The organism is Pseudomonas sp. SLFW (assembly GCF_009905615.1).
Taxonomy (GTDB): Bacteria; Pseudomonadota; Gammaproteobacteria; order Pseudomonadales; family Pseudomonadaceae; genus Aquipseudomonas; species Aquipseudomonas bambusae.
Window position 1 is genome coordinate 308,472 of the sequence record NZ_JAAAKW010000002.1, and the last position, 16,443, is coordinate 324,914.

Here is a 16,443-nt window from a genome sequence, read left to right on the forward strand (position 1 = left end):
AAGACTCATGAAAACGACGGTTAATTCACTGGAAGGCAATCGCCTGGACCTATTCATTGACGGGCAGTACGTGGCGCCCAGCAAGGGACGCTATGTCGATAGCTTCGACCCCACCACCGGGCAGGCGTGGTACCAGTTTGCCGAAGCGGATGCGGATGATGTGGATCGCGCCGTTCAGGCGGCCCGTCGAGCGTTCGTCAATCCGGCCTGGCGGCGCATGACCCAGACGGATCGCGGCAAGCTGGTGCGTCGTCTGGCCGAGTTGGTGCTGGAAAACGCCGAGGAACTCGCCCTGCTCGAAACCCGAGACAACGGCAAGCTGATGCGCGAAATGCGTGCCCAGATGCGCGCCCTTCCTGACGCCTACACCTATTTCGCCGGCATGGCGGACAAGCTGCAAGGCGACACCATTCCCGTCAACAAGCTCGACCAGCTCAATTTCAACATTCGTGAACCGTTGGGCGTGATCGGCATGATCACTCCTTGGAATTCCCCGCTCATGCTGCTGACCGGCACCCTGGCGCCCAGCCTGGCCATCGGCAACACGGTTGTCATCAAACCTTCCGAGCACGCCACGGCATCAACGCTGGCGTTGGCGGAGCTGATCATGGAAGCCGGTTTCCCGGCAGGCGTGGTCAACGTGGTCAGTGGCGGCGGTGCGATCACCGGCGAAGCACTGACCCGGCACAAGGACATCGACAAATACGTGTTCACCGGCAGCACCGATACTGGTCGACGCATCGCAGGCAACGCGGCGAACAACCTCGCGCCGTGCCAGATGGAACTGGGCGGCAAATCCCCGCACGTGGTGTTCGCCGACGTGGACATCGAGAAAGCCGTGAACGGCGTCGTCTCGGGTGTGTTCGCCGCCGCTGGCCAGACCTGCGTGGCCGGGTCGCGCTGCTTCGTCGAAGCTAGTATTTACGACCGGTTCGTCGAAGCGCTGGTCGCCCGTACGCAACGCATCACCGTTGGCCATCCGATGGAAGACAACACCGACATCGGCCCGCTGGCCCTGCAAGCCCAATTGCAAAAGCTCCAGCACTACATCGCGTCCGGTTCCAGTCAGGGGGCACGGGTGGCCATCGGTGGCAAGCGCCCTGACACGTCGAACCTGTCCCAAGGCTGGTACTTCGAACCGACGGTCATGGCCAACGCCACCAACGACATGACGTTCATGCGCGACGAGCTGTTCGGGCCGGTGGTGGGCGTGGTGCCGTTCAACTCCGAAGAAGAAATGATCACCTTGGCCAATGACAGCGCTTACGGCCTGGCCTCGGGGGTCTGGACCCAGAACATTGATCGCGCCATGCGCTTCGCCAGCCGCATCGACGCCGGGACCGTCTGGATCAACACCTACCGCTCGGCGGCCTACATGTCGGCCAACGGCGGGTTCAAGGACAGCGGCTACGGGCGGCGCGGCGGGTTTGACGTCATGCGCGAATTCTCCCGCGCCAAAAACATCGTCATCGATTACTCAGGCGCGATGCAGGATCCGTTCGTGATCCGTCTGCGCTGATTCATTCCACGCGTCTGCCCAGGGGGAATACGCATGAAATTCGCTGTCTCGATCAGCATGGAACGCGCGTCGCCGAACGTGCCCATGCACACTGTTATCGCCAACGTGCTGGAACTGGCGCGCATGGCCGATGAAGGCGGTTTTGAAACGCTGTGGACGTCCGAGCACCACACGCTCGAATGCACCATCGCGCCCAACCCGTTTCAGACGCTCGTGTGGCTAGGCCAACACACTCAACGCATTCGGCTGGGCACCGCGACGATTGCGGCCGCCTACTGGAACCCGATTCGTCTCGCGGCCGAAGCGGCGCTGTGCGACCACCTTACCAACGGGCGGCTCGAATTCGGCATCGCCCGTGGCTCGTATCAGTATGAGTTCGACCGCATGAACCCCGGCGTCGTCCAGCAGGAAGGCGTGGCCTACATGAAGGAACTGGTGCCTGCCGTGCAAAAGCTCTGGCAGGGCGATTACGCACACGAGGGCCATTACTGGAATTTCCCGCTGACCGCTGCTGTGCCCAAACCGTTGCAGAAAGCCCCGCCGATCTGGGTCGCGGCCCGTGATCCAGGCACCTTCGACTGGGCCTTGAGCATCGGTGCGAACATTCTCTCCACGCCGCTTTCCCTGCCCGCCGCCGAGATCAAGGTGCTGAGCGACAAGTTCGAAAAGGCCGTGGCCGATCACCCGGAAGTGCCGCGTCCCCGCTTCATGATGCAACGCCGCACCTGCGTGTATGCCCGGCAGGACGACTGGGAAATTCCGGTGCGTCACAGCATGGACTTCGGTCGCACTTTCGAGAACCTGATGCAGAACATCGGCTCGGTTCACGACGGTTTCCCTGAGGCGGTGCCATTCGAAAGTGTGAAAGGCAAGGAGAACTACAACCCGGAAAACATCCGCCGCAACCTGATGTTCGGCACCCCCGAGGAAGTGATCGAGAAGCTGCTGGATTATGAGGCCGCCGGGGTGGATCAGTATTGCCTGGGCCTGAGCTTCAACCTGCCGTTTGAACTGCAGAAGCAGACGCTGCGGCTGTTCATCGATGAAGTCATGCCGTTCTTCGCCGAGCGTGAACGCACTCGCCAGCGGGCCGTGAATCAATGAACGCCGTGGCTCAGGATCGGCAGCTGACAGTGGGACGCGTCAGCCTGAATTACCGCGTGGACGGCGAGGGCGCCGAGCGGCTGGTGTGCATCCACGGCGTCGGCTCCAGTCTGCTGGCGTGGGAAGGCGTGGTGGAACGGCTCAAGCAGCGTTTCACGATTCTGACCTTCGACCTGCGGGGCCACGGGAATTCCACCCGGCTCAAGGGTCGCTACGACATTGATGAGATGGTCGATGAGGCGCTGGCACTGGCCGACGCCATCGGGTTCTCGCGCTTTCATCTGGCGGGTTTTTCACTGGGTGGCCTCATTGCCCAGCGGCTGGCCCTGACCCACCCCGAGCGCGTGCGTCGGCTGGTGCTGCTGTCCACGGTCGCGGGGCGCAACGCGCAGGAACGTGAACGGGTCATGGCGCGCCTGGCGGCGTTGCAAGCTGGCGAACCGGGCTCGCATTACGACGCCTCCCTGTCGCGCTGGCTGACCGAGGATTTTCAGATGAAAAACCCGCAGCTGGTCGCGCAACTGCGCGAGCGCAACGCCCAGAACGACCCCGAATGTTACGCGGCGGCGTATCGAATTCTGGCCGAGAGTGATTTTGGCGACACGCTTCATCAGATTCAGTGCCCGACGTTGATTGCCACAGGCGCTGACGACGCCGGTTCCAATCCACGCATGGCGGCTTTCATGCACGAGCGTATAGCCGGTTCGCAGTTGCGGATTCTGCCGGGGCTGCGGCATTCGATCCTGACCGAGGCCCCCGAGTTGGTGGCCTCAATGATGCAAGGCTTTCTGCTGGAAACCGCGACTGAACCCGAGGCGCAATCATGATTCTTGAAGAGCGCATTTACCGAATCCGCTCGGGGCAGATGAGCAACTACCTGGCGTTGGTCCGCGAAGAAGGCCTGGCGATTCAGCAGCCGATTCTGGGCCGCCTGATCGGCTACTTCGTCAGCGAAATCGGGCCACTCAGCCATGTGGTGCACATGTGGGCCTACGACAGTTTTGAAGAGCGGGTCAGGCGCCGACAGTTGCTGGCGCAGGATCCGCGATGGCAGGTATTCATTCCCAGACTCACGGCGCTGATCGAGAGCTCGGAAAATCGTATCTTGTTACCCACTGACTTTTCACCGCTGCAATGAACAAAAAACGAGCGTGGTCACGAGACCGCGCCACTGAGCCTGTTTGCTGATGCGTGCTTGCTCACCGATCGATAAGACAGCGCCTGGAAGCCAGATTAACGGCTCCGGCGCGAATGCCAGCAACTGCCATCGCCAACAGATTACGGTTTGAATTTCCGCATCTTGGAAAAAATGGAGGCACGGGTGAGTGAACGTCTGAAGATTGAGAACCTGTACAAGGTCTTTTCCTCCACCCCGCAAAGAGCCATGCAGCTCTTGGCGCAAGGGGCGAGCAAGGACCGGATTCTGGCGGAGACCAGCACGGTCGTCGGCCTGAACAATGTCTCGCTGTCGGTCTCCAGTGGCGCGATCTACATGATCATGGGGCTGTCCGGCTCGGGGAAATCCACGCTCGCCCGGTGCATCAACCGCTTGAACGAGCCGACAGCGGGCAAGATCTTGCTGGACGGCCAAGACATCGTCGGCCTGAATGAAAAGGACCTGCGAGAAGTGCGCCGTACGCGCATCTCCATGGTCTTCCAGCATTTCGCGCTGTTACCTAACAAATCCATCATCGAGAACACCGAGTTCGGCCTGAAGCTGCGTGGCATTGCGCCCGCCCAGCGCCGTCAGCGGGCTGAGGAAGTGTTGTCAGTGGTCGGGCTGTCGAAGTGGGCCTATCACTATCCGCACGAACTGTCCGGCGGCATGCGCCAGCGGGTCGGGCTGGCGCGGGCGCTGACCACGGACGCCGACGTGTTGATCATGGACGAAGCCTTCAGCGCGCTCGACCCGCTGATCCGCTGCGAAATGCAGGACGAATTGTTGCGCCTGCAGCGCAGCCTGAAGAAGACCATTCTGTTCATCACCCATGATTTTCAGGAAGCGCTCAAGCTCGGCACGCGCATCGCGATCATGGCCGACGGGCAGGTGGTGCGCGAGGGCACGCCGCAATCCATCGTCATGGAGCCGGGCAGCGAGTACGTCTGCGGTTTCACCCGTGAAGTTGATCGCTCGCGGCTGTTCGACGCGCGCTCGGTGATGCAACCGGCCTCGACATTCCTGGATGATGCGCTGGGCCGTGTGGTGGGTAATCAGCAAGCGTTCCGCAAGGACGCCTTCGTGCTGACCCCGGGCAACAAAGTCCTCGGCGTGCTGGACGCGCAATCGCTGCTCAAGGTCCGCGCGGGCAGCCCGGCGAGCAATCTGGTGTCGACTAATTTCGTCACGGTCTCGGCCAACACCAAGCTGGTGGAGATCTCGCGGATGATGAAGGCCGATCAACCGGTCGCGGTCGTCGATGAAAGCGGTGCCTTCATCGGCACGCTGGAGCCGGAAAACATTCTGGAGTGCATCGGCACCGTTGCCTCTCCACGAAACCTCACACAAGAAGGTGCACACCATGCTTGAGGCACAAGACCTGGCCGTTTTCCCCGTCGATGAATGGGTGTCGGATGGCGTGCAGTGGCTCGGAATCCACTTCCGGCCCATCTTCCTGGCGATCCGCTGGCCCATCGAAAACCTGCTGGCGTTCAACGACTACCTGCTGCACGCCGTCCCATTCCCGGTGATGGTGGTGCTGATGTTTTTGCTGGCGTACCGCGCCGCGAGCCTGGGCATCGCCTTTTTCAGTGCGGCGGCGCTGATCGCCATTGCCGCCCTGGGCGTCTGGGACGAAGCCATGACCACGCTGTCGCTGATCACCACGGCGATTGTCATGTGCATGATCATCGGCATCCCGATGGGCATTCTCTGCGCTCGCAGCGAGAAGGTCTGGAGCGTCGTCCGGCCGATTCTCGACATCATGCAGACCACACCGACCTTCGTGTACCTGGTGCCGGTGGTGATGCTTTTCGGCGTCGGCACGGTGTCCGGTGAAGTGGCGGTGGTCATCGCGGCTGCGCCACCGCTGATTCGCTTTACGTACCTGGGCATTCGCATGGTTGATCAGGAAATCGTCGAGGCAGGCCTCGCGTTCGGTGCGGACAAGCGTCAGTTGCTCTGGGAAATCCAGTTGCCGATGGCTATTCCGACCATGCTCGGCGGCCTCAATCAGACGGTTCTCACGGCCATGGTGATGTCGGTCGTGGTCGCGATGATCGGCGCAGAAGGCTTGGGTCTCGTGGTGTTACAGGGCCTGGGTCGACTGGACGTGGGACGCGCCGCGGTGGGCGGTATCGCCATCGTGCTGCTGGCCATGATGCTCGACCGCATCACGCAGAAACTCGCGCTGCCGGTCAAACGCGGCAAACGCCAATCACTGTTCAAACGGCTGGTCAGCCCGAACCGGGTCAACGCCTGATTCATTCGAGGTCCGCACTCACCGAAAATCCGTTCACCCAACGTTGTACCGATCACTGCACCGATTCGTGAAACAACTAAAACAACAATGAGTGCCTGATCTTCATCGCCGTGCTTAGGCTGCAAGAAGCAACTGCCATCACTGAAGAAACGGACACGCCAAGGGGAAACCATGAAACAGATGCTAAAGCGCTTGCTTGCAACGATGACCGCCGCAGTCCTTGTCAGCGCCTCGGTCCTTGCCGTGGCGGCCGACGAGCCCGGCAAAGGCAAAACGGTCCGTCTGGCGCAATCCGACAGCATGGGCGGCAACTACGTGTTGACCACCATCACCGCCGAAGCCCTGAAACAGCTGGGCTACGACGTCAAAGTGAGCACCGTCAACTCGACGCTGTTCTTCCAGGCTGCCGCCCAAGGCGATCTGGACATCGCCATGGACCTGAACTTCCCCCAGCGTCAGCCGGGCTTCGACAAGGTCAAGGACAAGGCGCAAATGGTGGGCAAAGGCTCGATTCAGGGCGGGGGCTACAACGGCTACCTGATCGACAAGAAGACCGCCGACAAATACAACATCACTTCGCTGGAACAGTTGAAGGACCCGAAAATCGCGGGGCTGTTCGGCAAAAACGGCAAGGCTGAGCTGATCAACTGCGATCCTGGCTGGAGCTGCGGTGACGTGGTTGAGTACCAGCTCGACAAATTCGGCCTCAAAGACACCATCACCTCCGTGCGTGGCAAATATGAAGCGCTGATGTTCGAAGTCGTCGCCCGGGAAAAACGCGGCGAGCCGGTGTTCTTCTACGCGTGGATTCCGTCGTGGATGACCAATGCCCTGGTGCCGGGCAAAGACGTCGTCTGGCTGCCGACCCCGTTCGACGCGCTGCCGCCGAACGTGCCGAATGCCGGTTCCGCATTGATTCCCGGCGTTCCTGGTTGTGCGGGCAATGCCGACCCATGCCGCATGGCAATGGCGGTCTGGAACTGGAACGCCGTCGCCAACAACACCTTCATCGACGCCAACCCGGCTGTGAAAGCACTGGCTGAGCAGATTTCGTTCTCCCGCGAGACGTGGTCCGCTTGGGAAAAAGCCATCAGCACCGGCGGCGGCAGCGACCGCAAGATCCGCAAGATGGCCGAGGACTGGATGAACGAAAACAAGACCACTTTCGATGGCTGGGTCGCCGCTGCGAAGAACGCCGGTTGATTCGCCCCCGCTGACGAGACTGGCCGGACATGACAGCACAGTCTGCTGCGTGACTGGCTCAGTTCAGCAGGTCCTGTGGTCCCGAACCGCGATACGGCATCCGCCGTTCGCGGTTTTTTTTAGACTTTTTTCACCCTCCCGGATAAGGCGCTCGTCATGCTCAAACTGCGACTCAAAGACCCCTCCCTGTTCGCTGATCATGCCTACGTGGGCGGTCACTGGATTCAGGCGGACAACGGCGTGACACTCCCCGTGACCAACCCCGCGACCGGCCAGGAGCTGGGGCTGATCCCCGCGCTGGGTGTCAACGAGACGCGGCGTGCCGTGGAACATGCGAACGAGGCGTGGAAAGACTGGCGCCACGTGACGCCCGCCGAGCGCGCCAAATTGCTGGAAAGGTGGCACCAGCTGATTCTGGAGAATCAGGAAGACCTCGCGCAGATCATGACGGCGGAGCAGGGCAAGCCGCTGGCAGAAGCTCGGGGCGAGATCGCCTACGGCGCCAGTTTCGTCAAATGGTTTGCTGAAGAGGCCCGGCGCATTTACGGCGACACCATTCCCGCTCCCACCGCGGATCGCCGCATCCTCACGCTCAAGCAGCCAGTGGGTGTGACGGCTGCCATCACGCCGTGGAATTTCCCGAACGCGATGATCACCCGCAAATGTGCCCCGGCCTTGGCGGCAGGCTGCACAGTCATCGTCAAACCCTCTGAGATGACGCCGTATTCCGCATTAGCGTTGGCGGTGCTGGCGGAGCGGGCGGGGTTTCCCAAGGGCGTCATTCAGGTCGTCACCGGACTGCCGACGGAGATTGGTGCGGAGCTGACCGGCAATCCGCTGGTGCGCAAGCTGTCGTTCACCGGCTCCACCCGCGTCGGCCAGTTGCTGATGAGCCAGTGCGCCAGCAGCATCAAACGCCTGAGCCTGGAATTGGGTGGCAACGCGCCTTTCATCGTCTTTAATGACGCTGACCTTGAGCTGGCGATTGCCGGGGTCATGCAGAGCAAATTTCGTAATGCCGGACAGACTTGCGTCTGCGCCAATCGCATTCTGGTGCAAGACGGCATTTATGAGCGGTTTGCTGAGCGGCTGGCGGCCGAAGTCGCGAAGCTCATCGTTGGCAACGGGCTGGAGCAGGGCGTGACCATTGGCCCGCTGATCAACCGTGCTGCGGTCACGAAAGTGGCGTCGCACATTGGCGATGCGCTGGAAAAAGGCGCCACGGTGCTTGCGGGCGGGATGCCGGAAGGCGAAGGTTTGTACGTGCAGCCGACCGTCCTGCTGGAAGCGACCCCCGACATGCTGATGGCCAACGAGGAAACCTTCGGCCCCGTTGCGCCGTTATTTCGGTTTACCGATGAGGCCGAAGCGATCGAAATGGCCAATGCCACGCCGTTCGGTCTTGGGGCGTATTACTTCACCCAGGACATGCGTCGCTCGTGGCGCGTCGGCGAAGCGCTGGAATTTGGCATGGTCGGGTTGAACACAGGGATCATTTCCATGGAAGTCGCCCCGTTTGGCGGGGTGAAGCAATCCGGCATTGGACGGGAAGGCTCCAAATACGGCCTCGATGAATTTCTTGAAGTGAAGGCTTGGCACATTGGCGGTTTGGGGTGAGGGCGCTTTGGTGGTGAGTCAGTTGCCGGCGCGTTGATGGACATCCCGCCTTCGCTGCCGTCGTAACCTCCGGCGTCTCCCACAGGTCACTGTTGAATGCACATCTACGGCTTGGCACACCTGCACAATTGGCGTCGGCCACAAACCTCAGGAACGCTTTAAATCCTGTGGGAGACGCCGGAGGTTACGACTGCAGCGAAGCGGTGCGTCTGATAAAGAGGAGGCAACTGACACACCGCTATCGCGGGCAAGCGCGCTCCTACAGGTTCGGCGGCTTGAGCAGGCTGCGCAACGGCAATGCATTTCTCATGACTGGCGACTTGATCACGATGTAGCTGAAGTACTTCTCGATGCCGATGTTCTTGTCAAGCAGCGACTCCATCAACTCCTGGTAGTACTGAATGCTGCCCGTGACGAAGCGCACGAGGTAGTCGTAACCGCCGCTGATCAGGTGGCATTCCAGCACCTCGTCGATGTTGCGGATGCACGATTCGAACTTCACGAAATCACTGCGTTTGTGGTCCGAGAGGGTGATCTCGGTGAACACCGTCACTGTGTTCACCAGCTTCGAAATGTCCACCTGCGCTTCATAACCGCTGATGTAACCCGCCGCCTCCAGACGTTTGACCCGTTGCAGGCACGGGCTCGGCGACAGCCCCACCGCCTCGGCGAGCGCGATGTTGGTCATTCGCGCATCCTTTTGCAGATGAACCAGAATGTTGATGTCGATCCGGTCCAGCTTCATGCCTGCGTGCATCTGACTACCTCGAACACCAAAAGTGAATGGCACCGCGCGAACCCCGGCGCTGGCGTAGTTGTACTGTGTCGAAGGGATGCCCTGCAAACAGAAGCTTGCCAGCCCCGGCAATCGTTATCGCCTTGCCGGGACCGGCGACGGGAAGATCAGGCCCCGGCCTTCAGTAATGCCTGCTTGAGTGCCTGAAGGGCTTCGTCGATCTGTTCAGGCGTGGTCGTCAGCGGCGCCAGGAAGCGCACGGTGTTGCGATGCACGCCGCACTTGATCACCAACAACCCGGCTTCGCGCGCGTGATCGATGACGTTTTGCGCCAGCACGGCATCCGGGGTTTGCGCCGCATCCGCCGCCACCATTTCAATCGCCAGCATGAACCCCCGCCCGCGCACTTCCCCAATGCGCGAGTGGCTTTTTTGCAAGTCCAGCAAGCCCGCCCGCAATTGCGTCGCGAGGCGTTCGCCCTGGGCCAGCAGGTCTTCCTGTTCGAACAGATCGAGCACCGCGAGCGCCGCCGCGCACGCCACCGGGTTCCCGCCGTAGGTGCCGCCCAAGCCTCCGGGCGTCGGTGCTTCCATGATCTCGGCGCGTCCGACCACGCCGGACAGCGGCAGACCGCCCGCCAGGCTTTTCGCCGTGGTCACCAAATCAGGCTGAATTCCAGAATGCTGGAAACCGAACATCGTACCGGTGCGACCGAACCCCGCCTGAATCTCATCGCAAATCAGCACGATGCCATGCCGCGTGCAGCGTTCTCTGAGCGCTCGCATGAATTCCACCGGTGCCGCGAGAAATCCACCATCGCCCTGTACCGGCTCGACGATGATCGCCGCGACCCGCTCTGGCGCCACATCAGTCGCGAACACCTCGTCCAGCGCCTGCAAGGCTTTTTCGGTGGTCATGCCACGAAACGCATCAGGGTAGGGCGTGTGGAAAATGTCTGCGGGAAACGGACCAAAGTTCTGTTTGTAGGGCTGGCTCATCCCCGTCAGCGTGACGCCCAGCAACGTGCGGCCATGAAAGCCGCCGCGAAACGAAATGATGGCAGGGCGATTCGTGTAGCCCCGCGCAATCTTGATCGCGTTCTCCACCGCCTCCGCGCCGGACGTGAACAGCACGCTTTTGTAGTGTTCGTCGCCGCCGACCAGCTTATTCAACCGGGCACAGACGTTGATGTAGCTCTCATACGCCACCACCTGAAAGCTCGCGTGGGAGACTTCACCGACCTGCTTGCGCACGGCTTCCACCACCTGGGGATGGTTATGGCCGGTATTCAACACCCCAATGCCGCCCACGAAATCAAGATAGCGCTTGCCATCGACGTCCCATAACTCGGTGCCTTGGGCGCGGGCGACGACAACCGGATGTGCCGTCGCGACGCCGCGCGCCACATGCTGCTCGCGCAGGGCCAGAAGTTGGTCATTTCGCGTGTTTGCAGAAGTCATGTCGCTCTCCCTTACGGGCCGCCGGAATGGCTGCCAACCTGCTAAGAGGGTAAGCAGACGGCCGCGTGGAGGACGCTGAAGTTGACTGGGCGACTGATCGAATTGGCCGTTTTCATGCCGTCAAACAGCATAAATGACTGGATGATCGATGGGCGCGATTCAGTACCCTCTGAGCCGTTCGATGACACCTGTCATCGCCTCGCCTCGCTGATGCCGTCGGATGTTGTCCAGCAACGCGCCGAAGGCCGATTGCGGGAATGTCATCGCGCCGATATGGGGCGTCAGCCAGATCTTGGGGTGATCCCAGAAAGGATGCTCTTCGGAAGGTGGCTCCTGCTCCAACACGTCAATGACCGCTTGATCGAGGTGCCCGCTGTTCAAGGCCGTCAGCAGATCGGCGTCGACCAGTTGAGCGCCGCGCCCCAGATTGATCACGCTGGCGCCAGAGGGCAACGCTGCGAACAGGTCGGCATTGAGGATCCCTCGGGTCTCGTCGGTCAACGGCAGCAGGCACAGCAGAATGTCGCACTGACTCAGAAACGCGGTCAGTTGCGCTTTGCCCGCATAACATTCGACGCCTTCGATGTGATGCGCCGACCGCGCCCACCCCAAACGCTTGAACCCATAGGCACCCAAGTGCTGCAGCACCGCAGTGCCCAGATTGCCCAGGCCCATGACGCCAATCCGACGCTCGCTGGGCGGCGTCAGCGCATGGGCTGTCCATTCATGATGGTGTTGTTGGCGCAGGTACAGCGGCACCTGTCGATGCAGGCTGAGCACCGCGAGGCTGGCGTATTCGACGATGCCTTGCGCAATGCCAGGGTCCAGCACGCGAACCACCGGCACATGGGCGGGCAGTTCGCTCAGATCGAACTGATCGACGCCAGCGGACAGCGCATAAATGACTTCCAGGTTGCTGAATTCCGCCAAGTTTTCCGGCGGCAACCACGCCGCCAGATAACGAATCTCGCTCGGGTCGCCCACGTCGGGCCACAGGCGGACTTCGATATCGGGCGCGTGCTCCGCAAACAGAGCTTTCCAGGTCGGGCCACGGCTGGGGTCGGACTTATAAAGCAGGGCCATCGGTCGCTCCTTAAGGGTGAGTCCCGGCATAGTGCCCCGTTTGCACAGAATGTTTGCCTGAATGGTCAGGATCAAACGGCAGATTACGCGGACCGATCCTCAGTTGACGGCTGGCCGATACTGCAACGCCTCCGCAATGTGGCTTCTGGAAATCGCCTCGACCCGCTCTAGATCCGCCAGCGTGCGCGCGACTTTCAGCAGTCGATGGGCTGAACGAAGTGACAGGCTCAAGCGCTCGCACGCGGTTTCGAGCCAGGCTTCGTCTTCTGGCAGCAAGGCGCAGTGTTGGCGTAAGGCGGGAAGGTCAAGGAAGGCGTTGGCGCAGCCTTGGCGCTTTTGCTGGCGCTCGCGAGCTTCGGAGACCAGCCGTGCGGCGCTGGCACTGCTTTCGCCGGTTTGAGCGGTGGCGGCCAGCGACGTCGCTTCGCGGGCGACGGTCAGGTGCAGGTCGATGCGATCCAGCAACGGCCCGGACAGCTTGTTGCGATAACGCTGAATCTGATCGGTGGAGCAGCGGCAACGCCCGGTCGGCTCGCCGTGATAGCCGCACGGGCAGGGGTTCATTGCGGCGACCAATTGAAAGCGCGCCGGAAAGCGCACGCGATCCCGGGCGCGGGAAATCACGATATGGCCGGACTCCAGCGGCTCACGCAGCACCTCCAGCACGCGCCGATCAAACTCGGGCAATTCATCGAGAAACAGCACGCCGTGGTGAGCCAACGTGATTTCGCCGGGTTGCGGACGACTACCACCGCCAACCAGCGCTGGCCCGGACGCCGAATGATGGGGTTGTCGAAACGGCCGCTGGGGCCAACTGGTGAGGGGCGCATGACTGGCCACCGACTGAATCGCCGCGACCTCCAGCGCCTCACGCTCGTCCAGCGGTGGCAAAAGACCGGGAAGACGACTCGCCAGCAGGGTTTTGCCCGTCCCCGGCGGACCGCTGAACAGCAGGTTATGCGCCCCGGCAGCGGCGACCAGCAACGCACGTTTGGCGGCGGGCTGGCCCTGAACCTCGCTCAAGTCCGGATAAGGCTGGGTTTGCAGAATCAGGCCGTTGGATTTATACGGCGCAATCGGGGTATGGCCGTTGAGGTGAGACACCAATTCCAACAGATGACTGACCGCAATTACCTTCAAACCCGACGCCAGACACGCCTCTTCAGCGTTCACCGCCGGGACGATCAGCGTATGCCCCGCCTCCCGCGCCGCCAACGCCGCAGGCAACACACCCTGCACCGGACGTATCGCGCCCGACAGCGCCAGCTCGCCCAGACATTCCACGCCATCGAGGGCCAGCGTGGGTAGCTGCCCACTTGCCGCCAGCAAGCCCAATGCAATCGCCAGATCGAAACGCCCGCCATCCTTGGGAAGATCGGCGGGCGCCAGATTCAACGTGATCCGCCGCGCCGGAAAGTCCAGTCGACAATTCAGAATCGCCGAACGTACCCGATCCTTACTTTCCCTCACCGCCCCCTCCGGCAACCCCACCAGCGTCAACGCCGGCAGGCCGTTGGCGAGATGAGTTTCGACGGTCACCGCAGGGGCTTCGACCCCGACTTGAGCGCGGCTGAGAACGATGGCGAGGGACATGACTGATCCTTGAAGGCAGCACCGCTTCCTGCGGCGTGCTGAAGGATAGTCAGGGGAGTGGGGTGAGGAAGGGGGTAAGTTCTACGGGGTATTTCCGCAGATCGTCTCAGGGCATAAAGCCAATCAGGCAAACGATCGTGCCCCTGAGCGGGGCACCGGGAGGGCGAATGGTTTATTCCTTCGGCTGCCCCGCCAACTGCGCTTCCATCTCTGCCATCTTCGCTTCCAGTGCCTCAAGACGGGCACGGGTTCGGGCCAGGACGACCATCTGGCTGTCGAATTCTTCCCGGCTGACCAGATCCAGTTTGCTGAAGCCGCTTTGCAGCAGGGCTTTGAACTGGGTCTCGAATTCGTTGCGGGGCAGTGGGGTCTCGCCGTTGAACAACCGCGAGGCGTGGCCGCTCAGGGCATCTAGAAAGGCTTTTGGCGGGAGCATCTTCGTCTTCCGGAATCAGAGGGGCGGCAGTGTATCACGCAGCGTCTATAGTCATTTCACGCTGGCGGCGTTGCACGCTTTTCGAGCATTTGGTCGTGCACGTTCGCACTGTTGTTGTGCGACGGGATTGAGTGATGGCGATCTGAAGTCGCGTGGAGTGAGCTGAGGGGCCGTAATTCGCGGGTTTTCACGAGATGGCAAGGTTTCTGCTTAGTGGCATATGACCCATGCACTGATGCAGTCGCTGTGACGAATGCAGTGCGGCAGGCGGAGCGGGGAAGTGTTTCGTCAGAAGCGGTTTTCTGGAGTTGACCTGTTTCGGGCCAACGACGCGTTACAAAGCCAGACACTGCGCTTAGACTTGAGACGGGTTTGTTTTCCTGGGGCAAGTCCACCAATTCGGGAGAAAGTTTCATGAAGCTAGTCACTGCCATCATCAAGCCGTTCAAGCTGGACGACGTACGCGAGTCGTTGTCGGAAATCGGCGTGCAGGGCATCACGGTAACTGAAGTCAAAGGCTTCGGACGTCAGAAAGGCCACACCGAGCTGTATCGCGGTGCGGAATACGTTGTCGACTTCCTTCCCAAGGTGAAGATCGACGTTGCGATCGATGACAAGGATCTGGACCGCGTTATCGAAGCGATAACCAAAGCGGCCAACACCGGCAAGATCGGTGACGGAAAGATCTTCGTGGTCAATCTGGAACAGGCTATTCGCATCCGTACCGGCGAAACCGATACCGACGCAATCTAAGCCGCCAAACCCCAACGCCCCAGGAGAAAACAATATGACTCTGCGTCAATTCGCAGGGCTAGGAGCCCTGTTGTCCCTCGTAACCCCTGGCTTGGCCATGGCGGCAGACGAAGTGGCAGCCCCCGCAGCACCTGTACTCAACTCAGGCGACACCGCCTGGATGCTGACGTCTACCGCGCTCGTACTGTTCATGACCGTTCCCGGTCTGGCACTGTTCTACGGCGGCATGGTTCGTCAGAAAAACGTGCTTTCCGTGATGATGCAGTGCTTCGCCATCACCGGCCTGATCAGCATCCTGTGGTGCATCTACGGTTACAGCCTGGCCTTCGACACCACGGGAATGGAAGCCAACGTCATCAATTTCAACTCCTTCGTCGGCGGTCTGTCGAAGGCGTTCCTGGCGGGCATCACACCTGCCAGCATCACCGGTGCGACGGCGCTGTTTCCTGAAGCCGTGTTCGTCACCTTCCAGATGACCTTCGCCATCATCACCCCGGCTCTGATCGTCGGCGCCTTCGCAGAACGCATGAAGTTCTCCGCGATGCTGATTTTCATGGCCATCTGGTTCACCCTGGTTTATGCGCCAATCGCGCACATGGTCTGGAGTGGCGTGGGTGGTCTGCTGTGGGACTGGGGCGTTCTCGACTTCGCGGGCGGCACCGTTGTTCACATCAACGCCGGTGTGGCTGGCCTGGTAGCGTGCCTGGTACTGGGCAAACGCAAAGGCTTCCCGACCACCCCAATGGCTCCGCACAACCTGGGTTACACCCTGGTCGGCGCAGCAATGCTGTGGGTAGGCTGGTTCGGCTTCAACGCAGGCTCGGCTGCTGCAGCCAACGGCACTGCCGGTATGGCGATGCTGGTCACTCAGATCGCAACCGCCGCCGCTGCACTGGGCTGGATGTTCGCCGAGTGGCTGACCCACGGTAAGCCAAGCGCACTGGGCATCGCCTCGGGCGTGGTTGCCGGTCTGGTTGCCATCACCCCGGCGGCCGGTACTGTCGGCCCAATGGGCGGCCTGATCATCGGTCTGGCGGCGGGCGTGGTCTGCTTCTTCTGCGCCACCACCCTGAAACGCAAACTGGGCTACGACGATTCGCTGGATGCCTTCGGCGTTCACGGTATCGGCGGTATCCTCGGCGCGATCTTGACCGGTGTCTTTGCAGCCCCTTCGCTGGGCGGCTTCGGCACTGTGACTGACATCGCGGCACAAGTCTGGATTCAGTGCAAAGGCGTTGGTTTCACGATCATCTACACCGCGATCGTGACCTTCATCATCCTCAAGGTGCTGGACGCTGTCATGGGTCTGCGTGTCACTGAGGAAGAAGAAGCGGTCGGCCTCGACCTCGCGCAACACAACGAGCGTGGCTACAACCTGTAATCACGACTCTGAAAAAAATGCCCGGGTTTCCGGGCATTTTTTTGCCTGGCGTTTGTCGATAGGCAAGACCGCTGACGAGTGATGCGCGAAGCCTGTTCCGGCCCCGTTTCAGGGCGTCCTTTGCAATGTTTGCAACGGC

15 protein-coding genes are annotated in these 16,443 nt (G+C 61.1%); 10 read left to right on the forward strand and 5 right to left on the reverse strand.

Translation table 11 applies throughout. From position 1 onward, the window contains the following. Positions 1-7 precede the first annotated feature (7 nt). From GVN17_RS04740 to GVN17_RS04775, 8 genes are all read left to right on the forward strand, one after another. Positions 8-1,519 (forward strand): aldehyde dehydrogenase, encoded by a 1,512-nt coding sequence (locus GVN17_RS04740; RefSeq protein ID WP_166594072.1) that lies wholly within the window; start codon positions 8-10, stop codon positions 1,517-1,519. A 33-nt stretch (positions 1,520-1,552) separates the two neighbouring features. Next, complete coding sequence (locus GVN17_RS04745) at positions 1,553-2,623, forward strand: LLM class flavin-dependent oxidoreductase (RefSeq protein WP_166594073.1); 1,071 nt, start codon at positions 1,553-1,555, stop codon at positions 2,621-2,623. Further along, the gene (locus GVN17_RS04750; protein ID WP_218576089.1) at positions 2,620-3,450 is read left to right on the forward strand and encodes an alpha/beta fold hydrolase; all 831 of its coding nucleotides are present in this window, start codon (positions 2,620-2,622) and stop codon (positions 3,448-3,450) included. Before GVN17_RS04745 ends, GVN17_RS04750 begins: the two co-directional genes overlap by 4 nt. Beyond that, entirely contained in the window at positions 3,447-3,761 is a 315-nt protein-coding gene (locus tag GVN17_RS04755) for an NIPSNAP family protein (protein WP_166594074.1), read from the forward strand. Before GVN17_RS04750 ends, GVN17_RS04755 begins: the two co-directional genes overlap by 4 nt. A 183-nt stretch (positions 3,762-3,944) precedes the next feature. Beyond that, positions 3,945-5,150 carry a glycine betaine/L-proline ABC transporter ATP-binding protein gene (locus tag GVN17_RS04760; RefSeq protein ID WP_371928478.1) on the forward strand — a complete coding sequence of 402 codons (1,206 nt, stop codon included), beginning with the start codon at positions 3,945-3,947 and terminating at the stop codon, positions 5,148-5,150. Beyond that, positions 5,143-6,042: a proline/glycine betaine ABC transporter permease gene (locus GVN17_RS04765; protein ID WP_166594075.1), complete on the forward strand. Its 900-nt coding sequence runs from the start codon at positions 5,143-5,145 to the stop codon at positions 6,040-6,042. Before GVN17_RS04760 ends, GVN17_RS04765 begins: the two co-directional genes overlap by 8 nt. A gap of 171 nt (positions 6,043-6,213) precedes the next feature. After that, positions 6,214-7,245: a glycine betaine/L-proline ABC transporter substrate-binding protein ProX gene (proX, locus tag GVN17_RS04770; protein WP_166594076.1), complete on the forward strand. Its 1,032-nt coding sequence runs from the start codon at positions 6,214-6,216 to the stop codon at positions 7,243-7,245. Between the two features lie 156 nt (positions 7,246-7,401). Next, a complete protein-coding gene (locus GVN17_RS04775; RefSeq protein ID WP_166594077.1) occupies positions 7,402-8,862 on the forward strand; it encodes an NAD-dependent succinate-semialdehyde dehydrogenase in 1,461 nt (486 codons plus the stop codon). A 259-nt stretch (positions 8,863-9,121) separates the two neighbouring features. Here GVN17_RS04775 and GVN17_RS04780 read toward each other — a convergent pair whose 3' ends face one another. From GVN17_RS04780 to GVN17_RS04800, 5 genes are all read right to left on the reverse strand, one after another. Next, positions 9,122-9,619 (reverse strand): Lrp/AsnC family transcriptional regulator, encoded by a 498-nt coding sequence (locus GVN17_RS04780; RefSeq protein ID WP_166594078.1) that lies wholly within the window; start codon positions 9,617-9,619, stop codon positions 9,122-9,124. 146 nt (positions 9,620-9,765) lie between these two features. Continuing rightward, a complete protein-coding gene (gene gabT, locus GVN17_RS04785; RefSeq protein WP_166594079.1) occupies positions 9,766-11,058 on the reverse strand; it encodes a 4-aminobutyrate--2-oxoglutarate transaminase in 1,293 nt (430 codons plus the stop codon). A gap of 159 nt (positions 11,059-11,217) precedes the next feature. Next, positions 11,218-12,141, reverse strand: a complete 924-nt coding sequence (locus GVN17_RS04790; RefSeq protein WP_166594080.1) for a glyoxylate/hydroxypyruvate reductase A — start codon at positions 12,139-12,141, stop codon at positions 11,218-11,220. Between the two features lie 99 nt (positions 12,142-12,240). Next, positions 12,241-13,734 carry a YifB family Mg chelatase-like AAA ATPase gene (locus GVN17_RS04795; RefSeq protein WP_166594081.1) on the reverse strand — a complete coding sequence of 498 codons (1,494 nt, stop codon included), beginning with the start codon at positions 13,732-13,734 and terminating at the stop codon, positions 12,241-12,243. A 172-nt stretch (positions 13,735-13,906) separates the two neighbouring features. After that, positions 13,907-14,170 carry an accessory factor UbiK family protein gene (locus tag GVN17_RS04800; RefSeq protein ID WP_166594082.1) on the reverse strand — a complete coding sequence of 88 codons (264 nt, stop codon included), beginning with the start codon at positions 14,168-14,170 and terminating at the stop codon, positions 13,907-13,909. Positions 14,171-14,584: 414 nt separating this feature from the next. Between GVN17_RS04800 and glnK the strand changes: the two genes are divergently transcribed. Both glnK and GVN17_RS04810 read left to right on the forward strand, forming a co-directional pair. Beyond that, positions 14,585-14,923, forward strand: a complete 339-nt coding sequence (glnK, locus tag GVN17_RS04805; RefSeq protein WP_002555808.1) for a P-II family nitrogen regulator — start codon at positions 14,585-14,587, stop codon at positions 14,921-14,923. 34 nt (positions 14,924-14,957) lie between these two features. Continuing rightward, on the forward strand, positions 14,958-16,304 hold the full coding sequence (locus tag GVN17_RS04810) for an ammonium transporter (RefSeq protein WP_166594083.1): 1,347 nt from the start codon (positions 14,958-14,960) through the stop codon (positions 16,302-16,304). The last annotated feature ends 139 nt before the right edge of the window (positions 16,305-16,443 follow it).

Excerpts from the sequence above, each read along its gene's own strand:
- GVN17_RS04740 (WP_166594072.1), top strand. The coding sequence starts at position 8 with ATGAAAACGACGGTTAATTCACTGGAAGGCAATCGCCTGGACCTATTC.
- GVN17_RS04745 (WP_166594073.1), top strand. The coding sequence starts at position 1,553 with ATGAAATTCGCTGTCTCGATCAGCATGGAACGCGCGTCGCCGAACGTG.
- GVN17_RS04750 (WP_218576089.1), top strand. The coding sequence starts at position 2,620 with ATGAACGCCGTGGCTCAGGATCGGCAGCTGACAGTGGGACGCGTCAGC.
- GVN17_RS04755 (WP_166594074.1), top strand. The coding sequence starts at position 3,447 with ATGATTCTTGAAGAGCGCATTTACCGAATCCGCTCGGGGCAGATGAGC.
- GVN17_RS04765 (WP_166594075.1), top strand. The coding sequence starts at position 5,143 with ATGCTTGAGGCACAAGACCTGGCCGTTTTCCCCGTCGATGAATGGGTG.
- proX (WP_166594076.1), top strand. The coding sequence starts at position 6,214 with ATGAAACAGATGCTAAAGCGCTTGCTTGCAACGATGACCGCCGCAGTC.
- GVN17_RS04775 (WP_166594077.1), top strand. The coding sequence starts at position 7,402 with ATGCTCAAACTGCGACTCAAAGACCCCTCCCTGTTCGCTGATCATGCC.
- GVN17_RS04780 (WP_166594078.1), bottom strand. The coding sequence starts at position 9,619 with ATGCACGCAGGCATGAAGCTGGACCGGATCGACATCAACATTCTGGTT.
- gabT (WP_166594079.1), bottom strand. The coding sequence starts at position 11,058 with ATGACTTCTGCAAACACGCGAAATGACCAACTTCTGGCCCTGCGCGAG.
- GVN17_RS04790 (WP_166594080.1), bottom strand. The coding sequence starts at position 12,141 with ATGGCCCTGCTTTATAAGTCCGACCCCAGCCGTGGCCCGACCTGGAAA.
- GVN17_RS04795 (WP_166594081.1), bottom strand. The coding sequence starts at position 13,734 with ATGTCCCTCGCCATCGTTCTCAGCCGCGCTCAAGTCGGGGTCGAAGCC.
- GVN17_RS04800 (WP_166594082.1), bottom strand. The coding sequence starts at position 14,170 with ATGCTCCCGCCAAAAGCCTTTCTAGATGCCCTGAGCGGCCACGCCTCG.
- glnK (WP_002555808.1), top strand. The coding sequence starts at position 14,585 with ATGAAGCTAGTCACTGCCATCATCAAGCCGTTCAAGCTGGACGACGTA.
- GVN17_RS04810 (WP_166594083.1), top strand. The coding sequence starts at position 14,958 with ATGACTCTGCGTCAATTCGCAGGGCTAGGAGCCCTGTTGTCCCTCGTA.